The organism is Burkholderia mayonis, assembly GCF_001523745.2.
GTDB lineage: Bacteria > Pseudomonadota > Gammaproteobacteria > Burkholderiales > Burkholderiaceae > Burkholderia > Burkholderia mayonis.
This window is the reverse complement of record NZ_CP013386.1, coordinates 2,016,141-2,041,255: the sequence shown is the minus strand read 5'-3', so window position 1 is coordinate 2,041,255 and position 25,115 is coordinate 2,016,141. Positions and strand designations below refer to the sequence as shown.

General features: G+C 66.9%; 21 protein-coding genes. 17 read left to right on the top strand and 4 right to left on the bottom strand.

What is annotated here, in order from left to right; genetic code table 11:
- Positions 1-98 precede the first annotated feature (98 nt).
- Positions 99-293, bottom strand: coding sequence for a hypothetical protein (locus WS70_RS10010; RefSeq protein ID WP_082715961.1), 195 nt, complete (start codon positions 291-293; stop codon positions 99-101).
- Between WS70_RS10010 and WS70_RS10005 the strand changes: the two genes are divergently transcribed.
- Positions 258-2,150, top strand: coding sequence for a potassium transporter Kup (locus tag WS70_RS10005; protein WP_059469761.1), 1,893 nt, complete (start codon positions 258-260; stop codon positions 2,148-2,150). The genes WS70_RS10010 and WS70_RS10005 overlap by 36 nt on opposite strands.
- Positions 2,151-2,451: 301 nt before the next feature.
- On the opposite strand, the gene WS70_RS10000 is transcribed toward WS70_RS10005, so the two are convergent.
- Positions 2,452-4,779 carry a Tex family protein gene (locus WS70_RS10000; protein ID WP_059469762.1) on the bottom strand — a complete coding sequence of 776 codons (2,328 nt, stop codon included), beginning with the start codon at positions 4,777-4,779 and terminating at the stop codon, positions 2,452-2,454.
- 140 nt (positions 4,780-4,919) lie between these two features.
- Between WS70_RS10000 and WS70_RS09995 the strand changes: the two genes are divergently transcribed.
- From WS70_RS09995 to WS70_RS09985, 3 genes are all read left to right on the top strand, one after another.
- On the top strand, positions 4,920-5,669 hold the full coding sequence (locus WS70_RS09995; protein WP_059598649.1) for a hypothetical protein: 750 nt from the start codon (positions 4,920-4,922) through the stop codon (positions 5,667-5,669).
- Between the two features lie 107 nt (positions 5,670-5,776).
- On the top strand, positions 5,777-5,992 hold the full coding sequence (locus tag WS70_RS09990) for a YdcH family protein (RefSeq protein ID WP_010103275.1): 216 nt from the start codon (positions 5,777-5,779) through the stop codon (positions 5,990-5,992).
- 58 nt (positions 5,993-6,050) lie between these two features.
- The gene (locus WS70_RS09985) at positions 6,051-8,306 is read left to right on the top strand and encodes an ATP-dependent DNA helicase (RefSeq protein ID WP_059598650.1); all 2,256 of its coding nucleotides are present in this window, start codon (positions 6,051-6,053) and stop codon (positions 8,304-8,306) included.
- 156 nt (positions 8,307-8,462) lie between these two features.
- Here WS70_RS09985 and WS70_RS09980 read toward each other — a convergent pair whose 3' ends face one another.
- Positions 8,463-9,287, bottom strand: a complete 825-nt coding sequence (locus WS70_RS09980; RefSeq protein WP_010103277.1) for an outer membrane protein assembly factor BamD — start codon at positions 9,285-9,287, stop codon at positions 8,463-8,465.
- Between the two features lie 53 nt (positions 9,288-9,340).
- Between WS70_RS09980 and WS70_RS09975 the strand changes: the two genes are divergently transcribed.
- From WS70_RS09975 to WS70_RS09920, 12 genes are all read left to right on the top strand, one after another.
- On the top strand, positions 9,341-10,528 hold the full coding sequence (locus WS70_RS09975) for an RluA family pseudouridine synthase (RefSeq protein WP_059598651.1): 1,188 nt from the start codon (positions 9,341-9,343) through the stop codon (positions 10,526-10,528).
- A 6-nt stretch (positions 10,529-10,534) separates the two neighbouring features.
- Positions 10,535-11,392, top strand: a complete 858-nt coding sequence (gene pgeF / locus WS70_RS09970) for a peptidoglycan editing factor PgeF (RefSeq protein ID WP_059469766.1) — start codon at positions 10,535-10,537, stop codon at positions 11,390-11,392.
- A 505-nt stretch (positions 11,393-11,897) separates the two neighbouring features.
- Positions 11,898-13,688 carry a class I poly(R)-hydroxyalkanoic acid synthase gene (gene phaC, locus WS70_RS09965; RefSeq protein WP_059598652.1) on the top strand — a complete coding sequence of 597 codons (1,791 nt, stop codon included), beginning with the start codon at positions 11,898-11,900 and terminating at the stop codon, positions 13,686-13,688.
- A 96-nt stretch (positions 13,689-13,784) separates the two neighbouring features.
- On the top strand, positions 13,785-14,966 hold the full coding sequence (locus WS70_RS09960; RefSeq protein ID WP_059469768.1) for an acetyl-CoA C-acetyltransferase: 1,182 nt from the start codon (positions 13,785-13,787) through the stop codon (positions 14,964-14,966).
- A 126-nt stretch (positions 14,967-15,092) separates the two neighbouring features.
- The gene (locus WS70_RS09955; RefSeq protein ID WP_059469769.1) at positions 15,093-15,833 is read left to right on the top strand and encodes a 3-ketoacyl-ACP reductase; all 741 of its coding nucleotides are present in this window, start codon (positions 15,093-15,095) and stop codon (positions 15,831-15,833) included.
- Between the two features lie 136 nt (positions 15,834-15,969).
- Positions 15,970-16,539, top strand: coding sequence for a polyhydroxyalkanoate synthesis repressor PhaR (gene phaR / locus WS70_RS09950; RefSeq protein WP_059469770.1), 570 nt, complete (start codon positions 15,970-15,972; stop codon positions 16,537-16,539).
- Between the two features lie 164 nt (positions 16,540-16,703).
- Positions 16,704-17,141: a hypothetical protein gene (locus WS70_RS32815; RefSeq protein WP_226382742.1), complete on the top strand. Its 438-nt coding sequence runs from the start codon at positions 16,704-16,706 to the stop codon at positions 17,139-17,141.
- Complete coding sequence (gene rimO / locus WS70_RS09940; protein WP_082722481.1) at positions 17,113-18,504, top strand: 30S ribosomal protein S12 methylthiotransferase RimO; 1,392 nt, start codon at positions 17,113-17,115, stop codon at positions 18,502-18,504. Before WS70_RS32815 ends, rimO begins: the two co-directional genes overlap by 29 nt.
- Before the next feature lie 2 nt (positions 18,505-18,506).
- A complete protein-coding gene (locus WS70_RS09935) occupies positions 18,507-19,433 on the top strand; it encodes a sugar kinase (protein WP_059598676.1) in 927 nt (308 codons plus the stop codon).
- A 74-nt stretch (positions 19,434-19,507) separates the two neighbouring features.
- Positions 19,508-20,692 (top strand): beta-ketothiolase BktB, encoded by a 1,185-nt coding sequence (gene bktB, locus WS70_RS09930; protein ID WP_059471659.1) that lies wholly within the window; start codon positions 19,508-19,510, stop codon positions 20,690-20,692.
- A 16-nt stretch (positions 20,693-20,708) separates the two neighbouring features.
- Complete coding sequence (locus WS70_RS09925; RefSeq protein ID WP_059598654.1) at positions 20,709-21,314, top strand: hypothetical protein; 606 nt, start codon at positions 20,709-20,711, stop codon at positions 21,312-21,314.
- 193 nt (positions 21,315-21,507) lie between these two features.
- On the top strand, positions 21,508-22,692 hold the full coding sequence (locus WS70_RS09920) for a cystathionine beta-lyase (protein ID WP_059598655.1): 1,185 nt from the start codon (positions 21,508-21,510) through the stop codon (positions 22,690-22,692).
- A gap of 215 nt (positions 22,693-22,907) precedes the next feature.
- On the opposite strand, the gene serB is transcribed toward WS70_RS09920, so the two are convergent.
- Complete coding sequence (gene serB, locus WS70_RS09915; protein WP_059598656.1) at positions 22,908-23,753, bottom strand: phosphoserine phosphatase SerB; 846 nt, start codon at positions 23,751-23,753, stop codon at positions 22,908-22,910.
- Between the two features lie 742 nt (positions 23,754-24,495).
- Between serB and WS70_RS09905 the strand changes: the two genes are divergently transcribed.
- The gene (locus WS70_RS09905) at positions 24,496-25,041 is read left to right on the top strand and encodes a DUF6013 family protein (protein WP_059598657.1); all 546 of its coding nucleotides are present in this window, start codon (positions 24,496-24,498) and stop codon (positions 25,039-25,041) included.
- Positions 25,042-25,115: the final 74 nt, after the last annotated feature.

Below are 25,115 nucleotides of genomic sequence, written 5' to 3'. Positions count from 1 at the left end.
CGAAAACGGCGCCCGGACGGCGCCGTTTTTTTTACGTCCTCTTTACAGCACCCGAAGAATCGCGCGGCAAGGGTAGGCGCGCCGCCCTCGCCCGGCTATCATGACGCCCCGTCGCGGGGGGAAGCGTCACGACCCCGTGCTACACTCGGCGCGCCGCCGCAAGTGGTGTGCTGACAACACCAGTGGGCGGCATTTTTGCGTGCCCAGTTAGAATAGCGCTCGATTTTCCGACCCCAGCACGGATTTATACCGCTTTTATGACCGACACGAATCACTCGTCCACGCGCCAGCATTCGCTGCAATCGCTCGCGATCGCCGCAATCGGCGTGGTTTTTGGCGACATCGGCACGAGCCCGCTGTACTCGCTCAAGGAAGCGTTCAGTCCGGCCCATGGCATTCCTCTCACGCAAAGCTCGATTCTCGGTGTGATCTCGCTGCTGTTCTGGGCGATCATTCTCGTCGTTGGCATCAAATACGTGTTGTTCGTGATGCGTGCGGACAACAACGGCGAAGGCGGCGTACTCGCGCTGATGGCGTTGTCGCTGCGGCCGCTGAATCCGAAGTCCCGCGTCACCGGGCTCATGATGGCGCTCGGCATCTTCGGCGCGTGCATGTTCTACGGCGACGCGGTGATCACGCCGGCGATCTCGGTGATGTCGGCGGTCGAGGGTATCGAGGTCGCGGCGCCGCAGCTAACGCATCTCGTGCTGCCGATCACGATCGTGATCCTGATCGCGTTGTTCTGGATTCAGCGGCACGGCACGGCGATGGTCGGCAAGCTGTTCGGCCCGATCATGGTGCTCTGGTTCGTCACGATCGCGGTGCTCGGCGTCTATCACATCGCGCGCGCGCCGATGGTCATCGCGGCGATCAACCCGTACTACGCGTTCTCGTTCATGTCCGAGCACGTGCTGCTCGCATACGTGGTGCTCGGCTCCGTCGTGCTCGTGCTGACGGGCGCGGAGGCGCTCTACGCGGACATGGGCCACTTCGGCGCGAAGCCGATCCGGCTCGCCGCGTACGTGCTCGTGATGCCGTCGCTCGTGATCAACTACTTCGGCCAGGGCGCGCTGCTGCTCCTCGATCCGAAGGCGATCGAGAATCCGTTCTTCCTGCTCGCGCCGCAATGGGCGGCGCTGCCGCTCGTCGTGCTGTCGACGGTCGCGACCGTGATTGCGTCGCAGGCGGTGATCTCGGGTGCGTATTCGCTGACGAGCCAGGCGATCCAGCTCGGCTATGTGCCGCGGATGAAGATCCTGCACACGTCCGACCTTGCGATCGGCCAGATCTACGTACCGGTCGTCAACTGGCTGCTGTTGTTCGTGATCCTCTGCATCGTGATCGGCTTCAAGAGCTCCGACAACCTCGCGGCCGCGTACGGCATCGCGGTGACGGCGACGATGGTGATCACGACGATCCTCGCCGCCGTCGTGATGGTGAAGGTCTGGAACTGGAACAAGCTGCTCGTCTCGCTCATCATCGGCGTGTTCCTCGTCGTCGATCTCGGCTTCTTTGGCGCAAACCTGTTGAAGGTCGAACAGGGCGGCTGGCTGCCGCTCGGCATCGGTGCGATGCTGTTCTTCCTGCTGATGACGTGGTACAAGGGGCGTCACATCGTCAAGGAACGCACAGCGGCCGACGGCATCCCTCTTACGCCGTTCCTGCAGGGGCTGCTCGCGCATCCGCCGCATCGCGTGTCGGGCACCGCGATCTATCTGACCGGCAACGACAAGCTGGTGCCGGTGAGCCTGCTGCACAACCTGAAGCACAACAAGGTGCTGCACGAGCGGACGCTGTTCCTCACGTTCGTCACGCGCGACATTCCGTATGTGAAGGATGACGAACGAGTCACGATCCAAGACGCGGGCGAGGGACTCTACATCGTCAAGGCGGAGTACGGCTTCAACGAGACGCCGGACGTGAAGGCGGTGCTCGAGGAAGTCGCGCGGCAGCGCGGCCTCACGTTCGAGCTGATGGATACGTCGTTCTTCCTCGCGCGCGAGACAGTCGTGCCGACTCATCTGCCCGGCATGTCGATCTGGCGCGAGCGCGTGTTCGCGTGGATGCACCAGAACGCCGCGAAGCCGACCGACTTCTTCTCGATTCCTGCCAACCGCGTTGTCGAGCTCGGCACGAAGATCGAGATCTGAGCGACGCATGCCGCGCCGTTCGTCGTCGAGCGGCGCGGCTCGATGCGTGAGTGGCGTCGAACTGCCTGTCGGCATTGACCGGCGCCGCACCACAAAAAAGCCCGCATCGGTGCGGGCTTTTTCATGTGCGCCCAGTATGGGCGCACTCCTGCGGGTGCAAGTCCCGCCATAAGCGGATCACGGCAAATGAAGCGAAGCGCAACTGCACGAGGGCGATCGAGTGTGGGGAGGACGCGTGGAGCGTAAATCGCGACGGTCAGATTAACTGACTGCCCCTATCCCGATTGCGGACGACGCGAGCTCAGCGCTGCTGCTTGAGCTTTGCGAACGCGGCGGCCATCGCGCCCGCCGGCTCCGGCTCGCGCGAGCGCTGCGGACGGTTGCCACCACGCATTCCGCTGCGATCCGCGCCGCCGCGGTCGCCTGCCGCACTTGGCGCAGCGTCGTCGTCGAGACGCATCGTCAGCGAGATCCGCTGGCGCTTCACGTCGACGTCGAGCACCTTCACCTTGACGACCTGACCCGCCTTCACGACTTCGTGAGGATCCTTGACGAATTTCGTCGACATCGCGGACACGTGGACGAGCCCGTCCTGGTGCACGCCGATGTCGACGAACGCGCCGAACGCGGCGACGTTCGTCACGACGCCTTCGAGCACCATGCCCGGCGCGAGATCCGACACTTTCTCGACGCCTTCGCGGAACGTCGCGGTCTTGAATTCGGGGCGCGGATCACGGCCCGGCTTCTCGAGCTCGACGAGAATGTCGCGCACCGTCGGCAGCCCGAAGCGTTCGTCGACGAATTCGGTGGGCGACAGGCCCGCGAGCGCGTCGCGGTTGCCGAGCACGTCGTCGATGCGCTTCTGGATCTTCGCGAGCATTCGCTCGACGACGGGGTACGCTTCCGGGTGAACCGACGAGCGATCGAGCGGGTTCTCGCCGCCGTTGATGCGCAGGAAGCCCGCGGCCTGCTCGAACGTCTTGTCGCCGAGGCGCGGCACCTTGCGCAGATGCTCGCGCGATGGGAACGGGCCATTCGCGTCGCGGTAGTCGACGATGTTGCGCGCGAGCGTCGTATTGAGGCCCGACACGCGCGCAAGAAGGGCGGCGGACGCGGTATTCGCGTCGACGCCGACCGCGTTCACGCAATCCTCGACGACCGCATCGAGCGAGCGCGCGAGCTCGCGCTGGTTCACGTCATGCTGATACTGGCCGACGCCGATCGCTTTCGGCTCGATCTTCACGAGTTCGGCGAGCGGGTCCTGCAGCCGGCGTGCGATCGACACCGCGCCGCGCAGCGACACGTCGAGTTCCGGGAATTCCTTCGCCGCTAGTTCCGACGCCGAGTAGACGGACGCGCCCGCTTCGGACACGACGATCTTCTGCAGTCCGAGCGTCGGATGTTTCGCGATCAGCTCGCTCGCGAGCTTGTCGGTCTCGCGCGATGCAGTGCCGTTGCCGATGCTGACGAGCTCGGCCTGCGTCTGTGCGGCGATGCGCGCGAGCTTCGCGAGCGAGCCGTCCCAGTCGCGGCGCGGCTCGTGCGGGTAGATCGTGTCGGTTGCGAGCAGCTTGCCGGTGCGGTCGACGACCGCAACCTTCACGCCCGTGCGCAGGCCGGGGTCGAGACCGATTACGGCCTTCGGGCCCGCGGGCGCGGCGAGCAGCAGGTCCTTCAGATTGCGTGCGAACACGCGGATCGCCTCGTGCTCGGCCGTCTCGCGCAACTGCGTGAGCAGCTCGGTCTCGATGTGCGGCTGCACCTTCACGCGCCAGCACCAGCGGCACACGTCGGACAGCCACTTATCGGCCGGCCGGCTCTGGTTCGCGATCCCGAAATGGCGCGCGATCATCGCCTCGCCCGGATGCGGCACTTGCGCGTCGAGTTCTTCGCCGAGGCCGAGCTTGACAGTCAGCACGCCAGCGTTGCGTCCGCGGAACAGCGCAAGCGCGCGGTGAGACGGCACTGTCTTGATCGTCTCCGAGTAATCGTAGTAGTCGCGGAATTTCTCGCCTTCCTCGCCTTCCTTGCCCTCGACGACGGCCGACGACACGACGCCGCGCTCGAACAGATAGTCGCGCAGCTTGCCGAGCAATTCCGCCGTCTCGCCGAATTGCTCGGACAAGATGTCGCGCGCGCCGTCGAGCGCCGCTTTCACGTCGGCGACGCCCTTGTCGGCGTCCACGTACGCGGCGGCTTCCGTTTGCGGATCGAGGAGCGGATTCGCGAGGAGCGCCTGCGCGAGCGGCTCGAGCCCCGCTTCGCGCGCGATCTGCGCGCGCGTGCGGCGCTTCGGCTTGTAGGGCAGGTACAGATCCTCGAGCGTCTGCTTGCTGTCGGCCGTGTCGATCGCCGCGCGCAGCTCGTCGGTCAGCTTGCCTTGCTCGTCGATGCTCGCGACGATCGTCGCGCGTCGCTCCTCGAGCTCGCGCAGATACAGGAGGCGTTCTTCGAGCTGGCGCAGCTGCGTGTCGTCCAGATTGCCCGTGACTTCCTTCCGGTAGCGGGCGATGAACGGAACGGTGGAGCCTTCGTCGAGGAGTTGCACCGCTGCGGCGACCTGCCTGGGCTGGACCGCCAGTTCGTCGGCGATGCGCTGTACGATCTTGAGTGCTACGGTTTCCGTCATGTCGTGATGTGCGTCTGCTGCCTGCTGAAATCGCCCGTGCCGGCCGGCTGCGCCTTCGGGCCGGAATGGGCGGGTGAATGGAGCGGGGCATTTTGCCATAAATGCAAATGGGGCTAGCCGCGGGTGTTAGAATTTCATCCATGATCCGCAGCTTTCCTACGACGTTGCCTACCTCCCGATTTTTCGTTGTCGCGTTCGCCGCAGCGCTTGCGGCGATGCTGTCCTGCGCGCCCGTCGCCGGCCTCGCGCAGACGTCTGCCGCCGCACCTGCCGCCGATGCGTCCGATGCGGGCACGTTCGCCGCGCAAGCGAATTTCGATGCGCGTCAAAAAGTGCTCAATCAACGCACGGCGGAAAACGACTATCGTTATGCGGTGGCTCAGCACGATTGCTACAGCACGTTTTTCGTCAATCGCTGCCTGGACAAGGCGCGCGAGACGATGCGCGCCGAGCGCGCGAGCATCAGCGAGGAACAGCTCGCGCTCGACGACGAGCAGCGTGCGGTGCGTGCGCAGGAGCGCGACCGGCAACTGGCGCTGAAGGAAGCCGGGCGGCAGGCGCAAGCGCCGCAGCGCGCGGCCGACGAAAAGGCGAGCGCGGCCGTGTACGAAAGCAAGCAGCAGCAAAACGCGCTGAAGCGCGCGGAACGCGACGCTCAGGCGCCGCAGCGCGCAGCGGACCAGAAGGCCTACGACGCGAAGCAGGCCGAGTTCCAGCACAAGCTCGACGCAGCGCACGCGCAAGCGGCAAAGGACGCGCAGCAGCGCGCGGAGAACGCCGCGCGCTACGAGCAGAAGCAGCGTGACGCGGTGCAGCACAAGGCCGACGTCGAGGAGCGCCAGCGGCAGGCCGCCGAGAAGGCGCAACAGAAGCAGCAACAGCAGCAGTAACGGCCAACAGCAGGGCAGTAACGCGGTACGTTGGGTAGTGGTTTCGCAAGGCAATCTCGGGCATGCGGGCGGCTCGGCCGGCATGCTGGTTCAGTGAGGAGGCGAGTATGCAAACCCGTTTGGCGGAAACGCAACAGGAACTGTACAACCGACTGGCGTCGTTGCAGGAGCTGCACAGGCAGCTTGCCCGCGAGATCGAACTGAAGGAGGGTCGTTCCGATATCGACGACTTGGCGCTGCACCGGCTGAAGAAGGAAAAGCTGCTGGCCAAAGACAAAATCATCATGCTGCAATCGCAGCTCGAACCGGATAAGCGCGCTTAGGCGCGGCCTGGCAAGCGCCGGCGCCGCGGCAAGCGCCGGATACTAGGAACCGCTTGCCTTGAATTCACCGCTTGATGCCAATCCCGACGCGCGGCGCGACGAATTGTCCGCCGCGCGCTCACGCACGTCCGACGCCGGAGCGGCGGCAGGAGCGTACACGCCGAGCGTGAAACGCATCAACGAGCTCGACGCCATTTTCGGCGAAGGCGGACTGTTCGCGCGCGCGCTCGACGGCTATCGTCCGCGTGCGTCGCAAATCGACATGGCGCGCGCCGTCGCCGCCGCAATGGAGGCGTCGGGCAAGCTGATGCCCGAACCCGAGATCTTCGAGACGCGCAAGCGTCCCGCGCGGCGCCTGCAGGACGGCGCGTCCGCTGGCCGCGACGGCGCGCCCGCCGCGTCGTCCGACGACGAAGGGGGGGATAACAGCGACAACACGCTGATCGTCGAGGCCGGCACCGGCACCGGCAAGACCTACGCGTACCTCGTCCCGGCGATGCTCTGGGGCGGCAAGGTGATCGTGTCGACGGGCACGAAGCACCTGCAGGACCAACTGTTCCAGCGCGACATCCCGACGGTGCGCGACGCGCTCGCGGTGCCCGTGACGGTCGCGATGCTCAAGGGCCGCGCGAACTACCTGTGCCATTACTACCTGCAGCGCACGGCCGACAACGGCCGCTTGCCGTCGCGACAGGACACCGCGTACCTGCAGGACATCATCCGCTTCGCGAAGCTCACGAAGAGCGGCGACAAGGCCGAGCTCGCGAGCGTGCCGGAGACGTCGCCCGTGTGGTCGATGGTCACGTCGACCCGCGACAACTGCCTCGGCCAGGAATGCCCGCATTACAAGGACTGCTTCGTGATGCAGGCGCGCCGTGAGGCGCAGCAGGCGGACATCGTCGTCGTCAATCACCACCTGTTCTTCGCGGACATCATGTTGCGCGATACCGGGATGGCCGAGTTGCTGCCGAGTGCGAACACGATCGTCTTCGACGAAGCGCATCAGTTGCCCGAGACTGCAACGCTTTTTTTCGGCGAGACGCTGTCGACGACACAGATGCTCGAGCTCGCGCGCGATTCGGTCGTCGAGGGCCTCGCGCATGCGCGCGATGCGGTCGAATGGGTGAAGCTCGGCGGTGCGCTGGAGCGTGCCGCGCGCGATGTGCGGCTCGCGTTCGCCGACGACGGCATCGTGCGCATGTCGCTCGCGCAACTGGGCGACGGCCATCCGCTCTTCGGCGCACTCGATGCGGTCGAGGCGGCGCTCGATGCGTTGTCGACTGCGCTCGCCGGGCAGGCGGAGCGCGCCGAATCGATTGCGGCATGCCAGCGCCGCGCGCGCGAGCTGCAGGATCTGCTCGCGGGCTGGGTCGCGCCCGGCGCGAAAGCGGACGCAGCCGATGCGCAGGCCGCCGCGGAAGCGGGCGAGCGCGGCGATCCGAACGAAAAGGTGCGCTGGGTTGAAGTGTTCGCGCATACGGTCCAGCTGCACGAGACGCCGCTGTCCGTCGCGCCGATCTTCGCGAAGCAGCGTGCGGGCGTGCCGCGCGCGTGGATCTTCACGTCGGCGACGCTGTCGGTGCGCGGCGACTTCACGCACTACGCGGCGCAGATGGGCCTCGATGCACGCCGCTCGATGACGCTGCCGAGTCCGTTCGACTATCAAACGCAAGGACTCCTGTACGTGCCGCGGAATCTGCCGCAGCCGTCGTCACCCGTGTTCACCGACGCGGTGTTCGACGCCGCGCTGCCGGTGATCGAGGCGTCGGGCGGCGGCGTGTTCGTGCTGTGCACGACGCTGCGCGCGGTCGACCGGATCGCGGCGAAGCTGCGCGACACGATCGAGGCGCGTGGCTGGAACACGCCGCTCCTCGTGCAGGGCGATGCGAGCCGCACCGAACTGCTCGATCGGTTCCGTGCGTACGGCAACGCGATTCTCGTCGGCAGCCAGAGCTTCTGGGAGGGTGTCGACGTGCGAGGCGACGCGTTGTCGCTCGTCGTGATCGACAAGCTGCCGTTCGCGCCGCCCGACGATCCGGTGCTTGCCGCACGGCTCGATGCGCTGACGAAAAAGGGATTGAGCCCGTTCGCCGTCCATCAGCTGCCGCAGGCCGTCATCACGCTGAAGCAGGGCGCGGGCCGGCTGATTCGTGCGGAGACGGATCGCGGCGTGCTGATGATCTGCGACACGCGCCTCGTCGACAAGCCGTACGGCCGGCGTATCTGGCAGAGCCTGCCGCCCTTCAAGCGCACGCGCGAGATCGACGTCGTGCGCGATTTCTTCGCCGAGCGGCGCGAGGCCGAGCAGGCATAGGCAAGGGCGTCCAAGCGAATCGTCGACGGCGGCAGCGGCGGCGCGTGGCACGCGCCGCGGTCGACGCAGTCATCGCGACACGGATCGACGGCGCGCAAAAAGAAAAACCCGGCCTGTCGAGCCGGGTTTTTCTTTACCGCGTCGACTGCGCGGCGCTCAGAATTGCCACCACGATTTCTTCGCGCCCGGCCGTGCACGGCCCGTGACATACGGGCTGTCCGGGAACGTCGACGCGAGCACGCGTTTCGTGTCGTCGGCCAACTGGGGCTGATTCAGCTTCGCGTACGACAGCATCATGATGTGCAGTGCGTCCTCGATCGCGGGCGCGTTCTTGTATTCCTTGATCGCGAGCTGCGCGCGGTTGATCGCCGCGACGTATGCGCCGCGCCGATAGTAATAGTCGGCCGAGTGCACTTCGTGCGATGCGAGTGCGTTGACGATGTAGCGCATCCGCGCGGCCGCGTCCGGCGCATACTTGCTCTTCGGATAGCGGTCGACGACGACCTTGAATGCGTCATACGATTCGCGCAGCGCCTGCGGATCGCGCTCGCTCATGTCCTGGCCGGAGAAACGGCCGAAGAGACCGAGGTCGTCGTTGAAGTGGATCATCCCCTTCAGGTAGTACGCGTATGCGATATCCGGGTGATCCGGGTGGAGCTGGATGAAGCGGTCGATCGCCTGGTCGGCCGCGGCCGCTTCGTTGTCCTTCCAGTTACAGTAGGCGACATTGATCTGCGCCTGCTGCGCGAAATGGCCGAACGGATCGCGGCCCTGCAGCGCTTCGAAGTATTTCGCGCACTTGCCCCAGTCGCCGCCCGTCAATGCATCCTGAGCCTCTGAGTATAATTTGTTGTTCGACCAGGCCGCCGTTTCATCGGTCTTCTGCGGCAAGCCGTGGCAGCCCGCGACGAGCGCCGCGGCCGCGGCCAGCGCGGCCCAGGCCGCCGCAGGTTTCGCGACGCGTTTGGTCGAATGCATCATGGTGAATAGGGCTCGCATTGTCCTAGCTTCAAGTCTCAAGTGACCCAGTCTAAATGACCCGTTCAAGTACGTTGAATGCCCGTACGGGCACGTCAAACCGCGACGATTATAGCCCAAGCGCCGGCCTCGCCGACGCTTCTCCCGGTGATTCGCTCGACGACGATCTGACGAGCGACGCGCTCGTCGCTCCCGTGAGCGCCGATCTCGGCGCCGATGCGCCGCGCGTGATCGAGGTACCGCCCGCGCTTGCGGGCGAGCGCCTCGACAAGGCGCTCGCGCAGCTTTTCCCCGAGTTCTCGCGCAGCCGTCTGCAGCAATGGATCGAGTCGGAGCGCGTGCGCGTCGATGGCGCGCTCGCGAAGATCCGGCAGCCCGTGCCGCTCGGCGCGACGATCGAGCTGTTGCCGGACCTGCTGCCCGAGCAGCTCGCGTTCGCACCGGAGCCGGTGCCGCTTTCGGTCGTCTACGAGGACGACACGCTCGTCGTCATCGACAAGCCGGCCGGCCTCGTCGTCCACCCGGCCGCGGGCAACTGGAGCGGCACGCTGCTGAACGGCCTGCTGCACCGCTATGCCGACGCGGCTGGTTTGCCGCGCGCGGGCATCGTGCATCGGCTCGACAAGGAGACGTCGGGCCTGATGGTCGTCGCGCGCACGCTCGCCGCGCAGACCGATCTGATTCGCCAATTGCAGGCGCGCACGGTGAAGCGCCGCTATTTCGCGCTCGCATGGGGGCAGATGCCCGCCGAGGGCACGATCGATGCGCCGATCGGCCGCGACCCGCGCGAACGCACGCGGATGGCGGTCGTGACCGGCGCGGCGGGCAAGCCGGCGCGCACGCACTTCCGCACCGTCGATACGGCGATGTGGGAACGCCAGCCGGTATCGGCGATCCATTGCGACCTCGAGACCGGGCGCACGCATCAGATCCGCGTACACTGCGCGCACGTCGGACATCCGCTCCTCGGCGATCCGGTGTACGGCCGCGCGCGCGGCAAGCGCTCGGTCGCGCCGCTGCCGGGCGGCTTCGCACGGCAGGCGCTGCACGCGTGGCGGCTCGGCCTCGTCCATCCAGCGACCGGCCGGACGATGCAATGGCGCGCGCCGCTGCCGGACGATCTCGCGGCGCTCGTCGACGCGCTCGGCTTCGGCTCGGACGATGCGGAATTCGGCGACGCCGACGCGGTCTATGACGACGGTTACGATGAAGGCATCCCGTATGCGGATGACGATGAGGATTGACTGCCGATGACGACGTTGCGACCCCTGACGCTCGCCGATTGCGTGCAACCCGACTGGCACGCGCCGCCGCGCGTGCGCGCGCTCGTCTCGACGCGCAACGGCGGCGTGAGCGACCCCCCTTTTGGCGGGTGGGGCGACGCGGGCGAGGTTGCGGGCGGGATGAACCTCGGCCGGCATACGGGCGACGACCCGGCGCACGTCGAGACGAACCGCGCGCGGTTGCTCGCGTTGACAGGCCAGCCGCGCGCGGCCTGGCTCGACCAGGTTCACGGCACGGACGTCGTGCGCGCGGAGGACGTGCTCGCCGCGAGCGAGGGCGAATCGGGCGAGGGCGAGACGGGCGGCGTCGTGCGCGCGGACGCGAGCGTGGCCGCGACGCCGGGCGCGGTTTGCGTCGTGATGGTCGCCGACTGTCTGCCGGTGCTGCTGTGCGACAGCGCGGGCCGTGCGGTCGGCGCTGCGCACGCGGGCTGGCGCGGCCTCGTCGCGGGAATCGTCGAGAAGACGGCCGAGCGTGTCGCGGCATTGGCGGGCGGCGGCGTCGACGATCTCCATGCGTATCTCGGCCCGGCGATCGGTCCGACCGCGTTCGAGGTCGGCGCCGAAGTGCGTTCGGCCTTTCTCGGTGCGGCGCCGCTCTCCGATTATGCGGCGACCGAGCGCGCGTTCGCGCCGCGGGCGGACGCCCCCGGCAAGTATCTGGCGGATCTCCATGCGCTTGCGCGGCTGCGCCTCGCGCGCGCGGGCGTCACGCACGTGAGCGGCGGCGCCGCGTGCACGGTGACCGAGCGCGAGCGTTTCTATTCGTATCGGCGCGATCGCGTGACGGGCCGAATGGCCGCGATGATCTGGCTCGCCGAATGACGGCCGCCCGCCGCGAGCGGCCCTTTATTGCGAATCGCGACGGAATCGAAGCGATATTTTCGCTGCGCTGCCTGGGCGCGATTTGCTGCGCTGCTCTGTGCGATTGCTGTCATCAAGATCGTCTAGACGACTCTTGCCGGCCCAATCGGCCGGGCGTTCCCGCCAAGCCTCGCGTAGCGCGTTTCGCAACAGTCATTCCGGTTTGCGAACCATGTGTTGTCGGAGGTGACGGATCACATGGGGAAAACGATAATGATAAAACTACTGCACTGCGGCAGAATCTGGAGAAACGCTCCAGAACACGACGCCCGGCTGGACGGGGCGTGCAGTGGGTGATCGACATCATGCGGCTCGAGCAGGATTTCCAGGGTCCCCGCAGGCAATACCGAGGAACCACCGAGGAACCACCGTTAAGGCAGGTATGACAGCATCGAAAAATTCGTCGACGTCCTCTCATACGGATACTCCCCAAGGTCGCGAGACAGCCGGATCGGCGACCCAGCCCATGCAACAGATGTTCGAGGCCTGGCTGAACGCGTGGCGCGGCTTCGCGGACCCGGCCCGGGCAGCAGCAGGCGGTGCGTCCGCACAGCCGCCGTACGCGGCGTTCCAGCCGCCTCAGCCGTTCCCGTTCGCGATGCCGAAGATGCCGGAGTGGCCCGGCGCGGCCGCGTCGTTCCCGGGGCTCGCGCCCGTCGCGGCGGTGCCGCCCACGCAGTTGCAGAAGCTGCAGGCCGACTATTCGCGCGATTGTCTCGCGCTGATCCAGCAGGCGACGGCCGCGTCGCCGATCGCCCCTGATCTGAAAGACCGGCGCTTCAGCGCGGACGCGTGGAAGGCGTCGCCCGCGCACGCGTTCGCGGCCGCGTGGTATTTGCTGAACGCGCGCTATCTGGAGGAGCTCGCCGACGCGCTCGAGACCGATCCGAAGACCCGCGAGCGGATCCGCTTCACGATCCAGCAGTGGACAGCCGCGGCGTCGCCGAGCAACTTCCTCGCGCTCAATCCCGAGGCGCAGAAGAATCTCGTCGAGACGCAAGGCGAGAGCCTGCGGCTCGGGATGATGAACCTGCTCGCCGATATGCAGCGAGGCAAGATCTCGCAGACGGACGAATCGCAGTTCGTCGTCGGCAAGAATCTCGCGGTGACGGAAGGCGCGGTCGTCTACGAGAACGACCTGATCCAGTTGATCCAGTACAAGCCGACGACGGCGACCGTGTTCGAGCGGCCGCTCCTCGTCGTGCCGCCTTGCATCAACAAGTTCTACATCCTCGATCTGCAGCCGGAGAATTCGCTCGTCGCGCATGCGCTGTCGTGCGGCCATCAGGTCTATCTGGTGTCGTGGCGCAACGCCGACGCGTCGGTCGCGCACAAGACCTGGGACGACTATATGGACGAGGGGCTCCTCGCCGCGATCGACGTCGTTCAGCAGGTGAGCGGGCGCGAGCAGATCAACACGCTCGGCTTCTGCGTCGGCGGGACGATGCTCGCGACGGCGCTTGCGGTGCTCGCTGCGCGTGGCGAACATCCGGCCGCATCGATGACGCTTCTCACTGCGATGCTCGACTTCTCCGATACGGGCATCCTCGACGTGTTCGTCGACGAAGCGCACGTGCAAATGCGCGAACAGACGATCGGCGGCAAGAACGGCGCGACGCCGGGCCTGATGCGCGGCGTCGAGTTCGCGAATACGTTCTCGTTCCTGCGTCCGAACGATCTCGTCTGGAACTACGTCGTCGACAACTACCTGAAGGGCCGCACGCCGGCGCCGTTCGACCTGCTGTACTGGAACAGCGATTCGACGAGCCTGCCCGGCCCGATGTACGCGTGGTATCTGCGGAACACCTATCTCGAGAACAAGCTGCGCGAGCCGGACGCACTCACCGTGTGCGGCGAGCCCGTCGATCTGTCGCGGATCGACTTGCCGACCTTCATCTACGGCTCGCGCGAGGATCACATCGTGCCGTGGCAGACCGCATATGAATCGACGTCGCTGCTGACGGGGCCGCTCGAGTTCGTGCTCGGCGCGTCGGGCCACATCGCGGGCGTCATCAATCCGCCCGCGAAGAAAAAGCGCAGCTACTGGACCTACGACGCGGGTGTGAAGGAACTGCCGGAATCGGCGAACGACTGGCTCGACGCGGCGACCGAGCATCCGGGCAGTTGGTGGCCGGAGTGGATCGAGTGGCTCGACCAGTACGGCGGCCGCAAGGTGAAGCCGCGCGCGCAACTCGGTTCCGCGCGCTTCCCGGCGATCGAGCCCGCGCCCGGCCGGTATGTGATGCGCCGCGATTGACGAACGGCGTAAGGCGGAGCACGCTTTCCTGCGCTACCGATTTTTAACAGGGCGGTTCGCGGCGCGCCGTGCCGCGTTCGCTCGGAGGATAGGGAAATGACTGACGTAGTGATCGTATCGGCCGCGCGCACCGCGGTCGGCAAATTCGGCGGCTCGCTCGCGAAGATCGCGGCGCCGGAGCTCGGCGCAACCGTGATCCGCGCAGTGCTCGAGCGAGCGGGCGTGAAGCCGGAGCAGATCAGCGAAGTGATCCTGGGCCAGGTGCTGACGGCGGGCTCGGGCCAGAACCCGGCGCGCCAGGCGCTGATCGCGGCGGGGCTGCCGAGCGCGGTGCCCGGCATGACGATCAACAAGGTGTGCGGCTCGGGCCTGAAGGCCGTGATGCTCGCCGCGAACGCGATCGTCGCGGGCGATGCGGAAATCGTCGTCGCGGGCGGCCAGGAGAACATGAGCGCCGCGCCGCACGTGCTGCCGGGCTCGCGCGACGGCTTCCGGATGGGCGACGCGAAGCTCGTCGACAGCATGATCGTCGACGGCCTGTGGGACGTCTATAACAAGTACCACATGGGCGTCACCGCGGAGAACGTCGCGAAGGAGTACGGCATCACGCGCGAAGAGCAGGACCAGTTCGCCGCGCTGTCGCAGAACAAGGCGGAGGCCGCGCAGAAGGCAGGCCGCTTCGACGACGAGATCGTGCCGATCGGGATCCCGCAGCGCAAGGGCGAGCCGCTTCGCTTCGCGACCGACGAATTCGTCCGCCATGGCGTGACGGCCGAGTCGCTCGCGGGCCTGAAGCCCGCGTTCACGAAGGACGGCACGGTGACGGCCGCGAACGCGTCCGGCATCAACGACGGCGCGGCCGCGGTGCTCGTGATGTCGGCGAACAAGGCCGAGGCGCTCGGCCTCGAGCCGCTTGCGCGGATCAAGGCGTACGCGAACGCGGGCGTCGATCCGAGCGTGATGGGCATGGGCCCCGTGCCGGCATCGCGCCGCTGTCTCGAGCGCGCGGGCTGGTCGGTCGGCGATCTCGACCTGATGGAGATCAACGAGGCGTTCGCCGCGCAGGCGCTCGCGGTCCACAAGCAGATGGGCTGGGATACGTCGAAGGTCAACGTGAACGGCGGCGCGATCGCGATCGGCCATCCGATCGGCGCGTCGGGCTGCCGGATTCTCGTCACGCTGCTGCACGAAATGCAGAAGCGCGATGCGAAACGCGGCCTCGCGTCGCTTTGCATCGGCGGCGGGATGGGTGTCGCGCTCGCGGTCGAGCGTCCGTAACGCGAGTCCGACGGCAACCGGTCGGGCCGTGCCGATGGGCGCGACCCGGCGAACAGGCGGATCGGCAGGCAGGCGACGGAGAGGTTGCCGCGCGGCGCTTCTCAAAACGATAATGGAGTGATGGTTATGTCTCAGCGAATTGCTTACGTAACGGGCGGGATGGGCGGCATCGGCACGAGCATCTGCCAGCGCCTGCACAAGGACGGCTTCAAGGTGGTCGCGGGCTGCGGCCCGAATTCGCCGCGCCGCGTGAAATGGCTCGAGGACCAGAAGGCGCTCGGCTACGAGTTCCATGCGTCCGAAGGCAACGTCGGCGACTGGGATTCGACGAAGCTGGCGTTCGACAAGGTGAAGGCCGAGATCGGCGAGGTCGACGTGCTCGTCAACAACGCGGGCATCACGCGCGACGTCGTGTTCCGCAAGATGACGCGCGAAGACTGGACGGCCGTGATCGACACGAACCTGACGAGTCTCTTCAACGTCACGAAGCAGGTGATCGACGGTATGGTCGAGCGCGGCTGGGGGCGCGTCATCAATATCTCGTCGGTGAACGGCCAGAAGGGGCAGTTCGGCCAGACGAACTACTCGACCGCGAAGGCGGGCATTCACGGCTTCACGATGTCGCTCGCGCAGGAAGTCGCGACGAAGGGCGTGACGGTCAACACGGTGTCGCCGGGCTACATCGGCACGGACATGGTGAAGGCGATTCGTCCGGACGTGCTCGAGAAGATCGTCGCGACGATTCCGGTGCGCCGTCTCGGCTCGCCCGACGAGATCGGCTCGATCGTCGCCTGGCTCGCGTCGGAAGAGTCCGGCTTTTCGACGGGCGCCGATTTCTCGCTGAACGGCGGCTTGCATATGGGCTGAGCCACATGGCCGGGCGGCGCATGCCGTCCGGCCATGTGGGTCGGATGTTCCGGGAACGCCCGGTGCCGCGCGCGGTCGTGCCTGCGTGCGGCACCGGGCGCCGTCACTGCGCTCATCAGGCGCTCAAAGGCGTTACATGACTACTACAAAGAATACTGGCGAACGGCTGATCAAGAAGTATCCGAACCGCCGTTTGTACGATACGGAGACGAGCACCTACATTACGTTGACCGACGTGAAGCAGCTCGTGCTCGACCAGGAGGATTTCAAGGTCATCGATGCGAAGAGCAACGAAGACCTGACTCGCAGCATCCTGCTGCAGATCATTCTCGAAGAGGAAAGCGGCGGTGTGCCGATGTTCTCGTCGTCGATGCTGTCGCAGATCATCCGTTTCTACGGGCATGCGATGCAGGGGATGATGGGCGCGTACCTGGAGAAGAACATCCAGGCGTTCATCGACATCCAGAGCAAGCTCGCCGACCAATCGAAGAGTCTGTACGAAAACAATGCGATGAACCCGGAAGTCTGGTCGCAGTTCATGAACATGCAGGCGCCGATGATGCAAGGGATGATGACGAGCTACATCGAGCAGTCGAAGAACATGTTCGTGCAGATGCAGGAGCAGATGCAGAACCAGGCGAAGACGATGTTCAGTTCGTTCCCGTTCAAGCCGACGCCGCCGGGCAGCGAGCCGGAGAAAAAGTAGACGCAACGCGCGACGTCGTGCGACGTCTTTCGCCGGGACCGTGGCCGGAATGCGACCCGGCTGCGTTGCGATACTGCATGTGTCGTCGCTCCGTGAACCCGCTTGCGGCTCGGCGGGGCGGCATCGATTACGCTCGGAGGGCGCATCGCCCGAGGGGCCGCGGCTTGCCGCGCGTCATCGGGCGGACGTCGCAATCGCATGCAGGAAACGGCGCCGCGCAGGCGCCGTTTTTTTCGGGGTGGGATGCGCCGAGTGATGCCGCCGCAGCAGACGGGCAGGCGGCCGTTTCGTCTGCGACGCACGCGCCGCATTCGCGAACCCGCCTCCTGAAGCTGTCGGCCGGCCTCGCGCGTCTGCCGTGTACGAGCGCGATGGACGCGTGCTACGTCGGGGCGATCCGGCTCATGAGGCTCGTCACCAAGCAGCTCGCAATCGGCGTCACGCATGCGGTCCGGGTGGGCGACGCGCTCGGTGTGCTCCCTCGGGGAAACGTCGCCGCGCGGAGGGTAAAATGCCGGCAAACCCAAGGCGTGCCGCCACCGGACGCCGTCCCCTCACGCATGGAAGCGATAGTTGGAAAATTCATTGAAATCACGCGGTAAGCCGCTCGCCGCGCCCAAGGTGGGCATGGTTTCGCTCGGGTGCCCGAAGGCCCTCGTCGACTCCGAGCAGATCATCACGCAACTGCGCGCCGAAGGCTACGAAATCTCCGGCACCTATGACGGCGCGGATCTCGTCGTCGTCAACACCTGCGGCTTCATCGACGAAGCCGTTCAGGAAAGCCTCGACGCGATCGGCGAAGCGCTCGCCGAAAACGGCAAGGTGATCGTCACCGGCTGCCTCGGCGCGAAAAAGAGCGCGAGCGGCTCCGGCCTCATCGAGGAAGTGCATCCGAAGGTGCTTGCCGTCACGGGCCCGCACGCGGTCGGCGAAGTGATGCAGGCCGTGCACAGCCATCTGCCGAAGCCGCACGATCCGTTCGTCGATCTCGTGCCGGCCGCAGGCATCAAGCTCACGCCGCGCCACTATGCATACCTGAAGATCTCCGAAGGCTGCAATCACCGCTGCTCGTTCTGCATCATTCCGTCGATGCGCGGCGATCTCGTATCGCGGCCTGTCGCCGAGGTGATGCTCGAAGCCGAGAATCTGTTCAAGTCCGGCGTGAAGGAACTGCTCGTGATCTCGCAGGACACGAGCGCGTACGGCGTCGATGTCAAGTACCGCACGGGCTTCTGGAACGGCCGTCCGCTCAAGACCCGGATGACCGAGCTCGTCGGCGCGCTCGGCGAGCTCGCCGCGCAGTACGGCGCGTGGGTGCGTCTGCATTATGTCTATCCGTATCCGCACGTCGACGAGATCATCCCGATGATGGCCGAAGGTCCGCTGAAGGGCCATGTGCTGCCGTATCTCGACGTGCCGTTCCAGCACGCGCACCCGGACGTGCTGAAGCGCATGAAGCGCCCCGCGAATGCGGAGAAGGTGCTCGAGCGCGTGCAGAAGTGGCGCGAGATCTGCCCGGATCTGACGATCCGCAGCACGTTCATCGCGGGCTTTCCGGGCGAGACCGAAGCGCAATTCGAGACGCTCCTCGACTTCATTCGCGAGGCCGAGCTCGATCGCGTCGGCTGCTTCGCGTATTCTCCGGTCGAAGGCGCGAGCGCGAACGAGCTCGACGGCGCGCTGCCCGACGACGTGCGCGAGGAGCGCCGCGCGCGCTTCATGGAAGTCGCCGAGGAGGTGTCGGCCGCGCGCATCGAGCGCAAGGTCGGCAAGACGCTCAAGGTGCTGATCGACGAAGTCAACGAGGAAGGCGGGATCGGCCGCACCGCGGCCGACGCGCCGGAGATCGACGGCGTCGTCTATATCGAGCCGGCGACCAAGGCGTCGAAGCGCTACAGGGTCGGCAATTTCGTGTCCGCGAAGATCACGGGCGCGGACGGCCACGATCTGTGGGGCGAGGTCTGACGATGTCCGCGACATTCCCCGACGTGCTCGCGCTCGGCGAGGCGATGGTCGAATTCAACCAGGCGCGGCCAGGCGAGCCGAACTATCTGCAGGGCTTCGGCGGCGATACGTCGAACTTCTGCGTCGCGGCCGCGCGGCAAGGCGCGCGTGCGGGCTTCGTGTCGGCGGTCGGCGACGATCACTTCGGCCGCCTGCTGCTCGATCTTTGGCAGCGCGAGCACGTCGACACGTTGTACGTGCGGATCGACGAGCGCGCGCCGACGGGCGTCTATTTTGTGTCGCACGGCGCGCACGGCCACGCGTTCGATTATTTGCGCGCGGGCTCGGCCGCGAGCCGCTATGCAGTCCGCGATCTGCCGCTCGACGCGCTCGCGGCCGCGCGTTTCGTCCATCTGTCGGGCGTGAGTCTCGCGATCAGCACGAGCGCGTGCGACGCGGCGTTCGCCGCGATCGCGCACGCACGGGCGAACGGCGCGCGCGTGAGCTTCGACACGAACCTGCGCCTCAAGCTCTGGCCGCTGCCGCGCGCGCGTGCGGCGATGTGCGAGGCGCTGCGCCATACGGACGTCTGTCTGCCGAGCTGGGACGACGTAACGGCGCTCACCGGGCTCGACGAGCGCGACGCGATCGTCGACACGCTGCTCGGCTACGGGCCGAGCGTCGTCGCGCTGAAGCTCGGGCGCGAAGGCGCGTATGTCGCGACGCCCGGCGAGCGGCGCGTCGTGCCCGGCTTCGTCGTCGACGCGGTCGACGCGACGGGGGCGGGCGACTGTTTCGGCGGCGCGTTCGTCGCGCGGCTCGTCGCGGGCGACGATCCGTTCGCGGCCGCGCGCTACGCGAACGCGGCGGCCGCATTGTCGACGCAGGGCTTCGGCGCGGTTGCGCCGATCCCGTCGCGCGACGCGGTCGAGCGGCTATTGAATGCGTGACTCGAATGCGTGACGCGCGCGGCGGCGGCCGCGTGCTCCATCGGTTTTCATCAAGAGAAGAAAGGGAGGCAACGATGCAACGCGAAGTAGTGGTGGTAAGCGGTGTGCGCACCGCGATCGGCGATTTCGGCGGCAGCCTGAAGGACTTCGCGCCGACCGAGCTCGGCGCGCGGGTCGTGCGCGATGTGCTCGCGCGCGCGCAGGTGTCGGGCGACGAAGTCGGCCACGTCGTGTTCGGCAACGTCGTGCACACGGAACCGAAGGACATGTACCTCGCGCGCGTCGCGGCGATCGACGGCGGCGTCGCGCAGCACGCGCCCGCGCTGACGCTGAACCGTCTGTGCGGCTCGGGTCTGCAGGCGATCGTGTCGGCCGCGCAGAGCGTGCTGCTCGGCGATGCGGACATCGCGGTCGCGGGCGGCGCGGAAAACATGAGCCGCGCGCCTTATTCGGTGCCCGCCGCGCGCTTCGGTCAGCGGATGGGCGACGCACGCCTCGTCGACATGATGATCGGCGCGCTCAACGACCCGTTCCAGTCGATCCACATGGGCGTGACGGCCGAGAACGTCGCCGCGAAGTACGGGATCACGCGCGAAGCGCAGGACGCGCTCGCGCTCGAATCGCATCGGCGCGCGTCGCACGCGACGCAGTCCGGCTACTTCAAGGAGCAGATCCTGCCGATCGAGATCGCGTCGAGGAAGGGCGCGATCGTGTTCGACGCTGACGAGCACGTGCGCCACGACGCATCGCTCGACGACTTCTCGAAGCTCAAGCCGGTGTTCGTCAAGGAGAACGGCACGGTGACGGCGGGCAACGCGTCGGGCATCAACGATGCCGCCGCCGCGGTCGTGCTGATGGAGCGCGGCGCGGCGGAGAAGCGCGGCGCGAAGCCGCTCGCGCGCCTCGTTTCGTATGCGCATGCAGGCGTCGATCCGGCGTACATGGGCATCGGCCCCGTGCCCGCGACGCGCAAGGCGCTCGAGCGTGCGGGAATCACGGTCGCCGATCTCGACGTGATCGAGGCGAACGAAGCGTTCGCCGCGCAGGCGTGCGCGGTGGCGAACGAGCTCGGTTTCGACCCGGCGAAGCTCAACCCGAACGGCTCGGGCATCTCGCTCGGCCATCCGATCGGTGCGACGGGCGCGCTCATCACCGTGAAGGCGCTGTACGAACTGCAGCGTATCGGCGGACGCTACGCGCTCGTGACGATGTGCATCGGCGGCGGGCAGGGCATCGCCGCGGTGTTCGAGCGTCTGTGACGAGAGGGCCGCGCTGTTGAAACTGATCACTGGAATCCGCGGCGCGGCGCTTGCCGCCGCGCTCGCGACGGCGGTGGGGCTCGCGCTCGCGCAGTCTCAACCTCAGCCTGCGGCCGTTTCCGCCGGCGCATCGGACGCGGCGCCTGCCGCGGCGATGCCGACAGACGCGCCGCCGCCCGCCGCGCCGCTCAAGCCGAATCCGGCGTATGCGGGGCTGCCGCGCTATGAGGGAACGCTCGGCGGCCGGCCGGTCGTCGTGCGCCTCGGGCCGAAGACGGACGAGCCGGGCGTGCACGGCGAATGCCAGTATCTCGATACGGGCGCCGTCGTCCTGCTCGCGGGCGACCGCGACGGCGACACGCTCGAGATCGAGGAATCGGACGACGGCACGAACATCACGGGCGTGTGGATCGGCCGCTTCGACGCGTCGGGCGGTTTGTCGGCCGACCGGATGAACGCGGACCAATCGGATCCCCTGCCCGTCGTGCTGCATCCGGTGGGCGGCGCGCCAGCGCCGCAACATGCGGCGGCTGTGCAGCCGGCGTCGGCCGGTGCGGCAGTGCCAGCGGGCGTCCAGGGGCAGTCCGTCGGCGGCGTGAGCAACCTGAAGACCGCCGAGTAGCGCGGCCGGCCAGCGCGGCGGTCGATTTCAGCCGCCCGTCGGTTCCGGTTTCGGCCTAGAGGCTTCCGCGGGCGACGTGTTCGCCGACACGGTCGCGGCCGCGCCGATTGTACCGGGCCAAACGCATGGAATCCGGCTAAGCTAGCCGGATTCCAATCATTTCGGGCTCGTTCTGTATCGAGCCTTCCCAGTCATGACCGCATCCACTCCCAAGCGCGCGCTGCAAACTCGCGTCGTCCAGCCGGACGACCGCATTCCCGCCGGTTTCGAATCGTTCGTCGTGCCGGTCGCGCGAGCGTCGACGGTCGTGTTTCCCGATCTCGCGACGATGCGCAATCTCGATTGGCGCAAGGACGGCCAGTGGCGCTACGGCCTGCACGCGACGCCGACGTCGCTCGCGCTCGCGCAGCGGCTCGCGGAAATCGAAGGCGGCACGCATGCGCTGCTGCAGCCGTCGGGGCTCTCGGCGATCACGAACGTGTACTTCGGCCTCGTCAAGGAAGGCGACGACGTGCTGATTCCCGATAACGCGTACGGTCCGAATGGCGACTTCGGCAAATGGCTCGCGAAGGATTTCGGAATCGCCGTGCGCTTCTACGATCCGATGATCGGCGCGGGAATCGCGGACCTGATCCAGCCGAACACGCGTCTCATCTGGCTCGAAGCGCCCGGCTCGGTGACGATGGAAGTGCCCGACGTGCGGGCGATCACTGCGGCCGCGCATGCGCGCGGCATCGTCACGGCGATCGACAACACATATTCGGCGGGCCTTGCATTCAAGCCGTTCGCGCACGGCGTCGACATCTCGGTGCAGGCGCTGACGAAGTATCAATCGGGCGGCAGCGACGTGCTGATGGGCGCGACGATTACCGACGACGATGAGTTGCACGCGAAGCTGAAGCTCGCGCGGATGCGGCTCGGGATCGGCGTGTCGGTCGACGACTGCTCGCTCGTGCTGCGCGGCCTGCCGAGCATGCAGGCGCGTTTCGACGCGCACAGCAAGAGCGCGCTGTCTCTTGCGCGCTGGCTGAAGACGCGTCCGGAGATCGCGACGGTCCTGCATCCGCAACTGCCGGATTGTCCGGGCCACGACGCGTTCATGCGCGACTTCACGGGCGCGGGCGGCCTGTTCTCGGTCGTGTTCGACGAACGCTTCAGCGCCGGCCAGGTCGATCGCTTCGTCGAGGCGCTCGAGCTGTTCGCGATCGGCTGGAGCTGGGGCGGCGCGTGCAGTCTCGCGATGCCGTACGACGTGCAATCGATGCGCACGACCGCCTGGCCGCATCGCGGCACGCTGGTGCGCTTCTACGTCGGCCTCGAAGACGAAGCCGATCTGCGCGCGGACATCGAGCGCGCGTTTGCCGCGGTGCTCGCGTAGCGCGCGATACCGGCGCAGGCGGTTGGCGAAGCGCCGCGTGCGAAGTTGCACGGCGCTTGCCGCGGCGGCTGGCGCGCGGCTGCGCTTTGGCATCGCGAAAAGCAAAAACGGCGCTGCGGGCCTTCGCCCGCGCGCCGTTTTCGCTCGATGGACGTTGCGCGCAGCGACGGTGCCCGCGCAGCATTCCGGTCTGGAACAGCCGCAGAGCCGCAGCTTCAGAACAGCCGCAGCAAGCCGTCGAGGCCGACGTGATCGAATGCGGCGCTCGCCGCGCTGCGCACGACCGGCTTCGCGCGAAACGCGATCGAGAAGCCGCCCGTGGCCATCATCTTCAGGTCGTTCGACCCGTCGCCGAGGACGATCGCGCGCGCCGGCTCGATGTCGAGCGCGACGCAGGTCTCGCGTACCGCGCGCGCCTTCACGTCCGCGTTGACGATCTCGCCGACGACCTTGCCCGTCAGCTTGCCGTCGACGATCTCGAGCGTGTTCGAATACGCGTAGTCGAGGCCGAGCCGCGCCTTCAGCCGTTCGGTGAAGAACGTGAAGCCACCCGATACGAGAAGCGTCTTCAGGCCCGCCGCCTTCACGGCGGCAAGCATCGACTCGGCACCGGGCGACAGTTGCAGCCGCTCGTCGTAGACGCGCTCGAGCGCGCTCGCGTCGAGGCCGGCCAGCAGCGCGACGCGGCGTGTCAGGCTCTCGTTGAAATCCTTGATCTCACCGCGCATCGCCGCCTCGGTGATCGCCGAGACTTCGGCTTTCAGGCCGCAGAAGTCGGCGATTTCGTCGATGCACTCGATCGTGATCAGCGTCGAATCCATGTCCATCGCGACGAGGCCGAAGTCGGCGAGCTTCCGGGTTGCGTCGACGAACGCGTAGTCGAGCGCATGCGCGCCGCAGTACGCGTCGACGTCGGCGCGCTGCGCCGGGTCCGCGCCTTCGATGCGGATCGCCTGCGCATCGATCGGAACGACGCGCTTGCCGCGCGCGAGCGCGGCGAGCGGCCGGTGATGCGCGTCGGAGAGCGGCGCGGTGCTTTGGATGACGAGATTCGTGGTCATGGATGGGTCACGGTGGAGCGGATGACGGGTGCCGACGAGGTGGATTCGGCGAACCCGTTATTGTAGCCGGTCGCGGCGGGGGCGCTGGCCGACAGGCGGTAGGGTGGTGCCTCGGTCGCTGCGGGAAGGCCGGTGGCGAATGGCTCGGCGGCGGGTGTCGCCCCGGGGTCCTCGGGGCGGTTCTCGGTTCTCGGTTCTCGGTTCTCGGTTCTCGGTTTTCGGTTTTCGGTTTTCGGTTTTCGGTTTTCGGTTCTCGGTTCTCGGTTCTCGGTTCTCGGTTCTCGGTTCTCGGTTCTCGGTTCTCGGTTCTCGGTTCTCGGTTCTCGGTTCTCGGTTCTCGGACGGACACCGTTCGATGCTCGGGGTTCGCCGTCGACGCGGCGCGGCGCGACGGCGCAAGCGACCCCGCGCGAAAGCACGTGAAAGATCGAGGCGTCGCGCGCGACCTCGGTACGCGCGCGCCACTCGAATGCGTGCGCCGACGGCGGGCGCACGGCCGCGATATGCGCGTGACTCATCGCGCGCGAGATGCGAGCGAAACGAACGCCGCGCCACGCGACAGGCCGCGACGTATCGACCCGCGAGCGTGCGCCACGCACGCTTGACGCACATCGTGCAAGCACGGGTAACACCCGATGCGTGGCAAGCGCCACGCGTGCCGCTTCGCGTTAGACTGGCATTGCGTCATGCATCGATAACCCGGCGATTCGCGCAGCTCGTCGCCATAAAAGGAGAGGTCAGCATGAGTCAACGCCTTCTGTCGCCGCTCGTCGCGTCGTGCGCCGTCGCGACGCTGCTCTCGGCTTTTGCCGCGCATGCGGCGCCGCCCATCAAGGCGAGCGTGCTCGGCGGCAACGACGGCCAGCTTCAGTACACGGTCAAGGTCGATTCGAGGCAGTTCGGCTCGATGCAGGAGACGCGCAAGATCCGCTCCGGCGAAACCGACGACTTCAACTGGAAGTCGGTGCCGCCGTCGGGCGCCGTGCCGATGCCCGACGCGTGCCCGAACGCCGACAACCTGCCTCGCGACGCGAACGGCGCGATGGTCCGGCAGACGCAGGTGCGGCTCGCGCCGTCTGTCGACAGCAAGGGGATGGCGAACGTGCAACTGAGCTTCCAGGCGAGCGCGCCGAACGGCACGAAGAAGGTGGCGGCGGGCGGCAAGACGCTGCAATGCCCGAATGTGGTATCGGTGAGCCAGGTCAAGTGGCTGTCGATATCGACTGGCGGCTCGAAGTCGATCACGATGCGCGACGGCTCGAAGGTCACGGTGTCGATCAAGCGGTGAGCAGGGTTGCGCGGACGCCGTTCGCGCAACGCGCGCCGGATTCTCGGTGCATGCTCGGCGCACGTGCTTCGAGT